Source organism: Streptococcus sp. GMD1S, assembly GCF_000296875.1.
In the GTDB taxonomy this organism is placed as follows: Bacteria; Bacillota; Bacilli; order Lactobacillales; family Streptococcaceae; genus Streptococcus.
This window is the reverse complement of sequence record NZ_AJQY01000184.1, coordinates 1-979: the sequence shown is the minus strand read 5'-3', so window position 1 is coordinate 979 and position 979 is coordinate 1. Positions and strand designations below refer to the sequence as shown.

1 protein-coding gene is annotated in these 979 nt (G+C 37.5%); it reads left to right on the top strand.

Annotated features, from left to right (window positions below; translation table 11 throughout):
- The coding region (locus GMD1S_RS08145; RefSeq protein ID WP_000112593.1) for a Spy0128 family protein at positions 1-979 on the top strand (979 nt) is incomplete at both ends.

The window sequence follows — 979 nt, the reverse complement described above, 5'->3', positions numbered from 1 at the left end:
GATCCTAACTATGTAAACTGGCGTATCCGTGTTAACCGCTATGCAAAATCTTACACTGGTGTTAATATCCAAGATACTATTCCAGATGGGCAAGTTCTTGCAAGTGAAATCACTGGTTACTACTTCCCAGACTGGGAAAATGGTTACGGAAGAACAAAATTGGATAGTGCTCATGTCCAAGTAACAGATAAGAACCATTTCTCAATTACACCTAACGGTGATGGAACTCTTGATCATAAAGGTTTGTTCATCCTATACCGTACTCGTTTGACTAAACCAGTTGACCAAGTTACTAAACGTGTACTAAATAACGTGTCGGTAACTACAAACGAGGAAGCTCAACCGATTGATTTTGAAGGTTTTGCACCAATTACCACAACAGATGGTATTGGTGGAGGCGCCAAATCGGATGAGGTAGCTTTAGAAGTAACTAAGAAACTTGAAGGTAAAACTCTTGAAAAAGATGCATTTAGTTTCCAACTTCTAGATGACAAAGGTAGTGTTTTACAAACTGTCAAAAATGATGAGAATGGTAAAGTGAAGTTCGAGGCAATCAAATACAAAGAAGCAGGAACTTTTAACTATACCATTAAAGAAGTTAATGATAACAAACCTGGATACACTTATGATGCGAATGTCCTTAAAGCGACTGTAACAGTAGAAGATGTTTTGGGTGAAAAATTAGCGAGCGTCAAATTTGAAGATTCTAAGAAAGAATTTACAAACTCATACGCGGCTAAAGAAGCAAAACTTCAACTTGAAGCTAAGAAAGTGTTGAAGGGTAAAGCTATTGAGGCTGACCAATTTGAATTTGAGTTGAAAGAAAAAGAAAGTGACAAGGTCGTTGCGACAGCTAAAAACGATGCAAACGGTAAGATTCAATTCCCAAAACTTACGCTCACAGAAGAAAAAACTTATACATACACTATCTCTGAAAAAGCAGGTGATGTAGCCGGAGTTGAATACGATCCAAATGCTT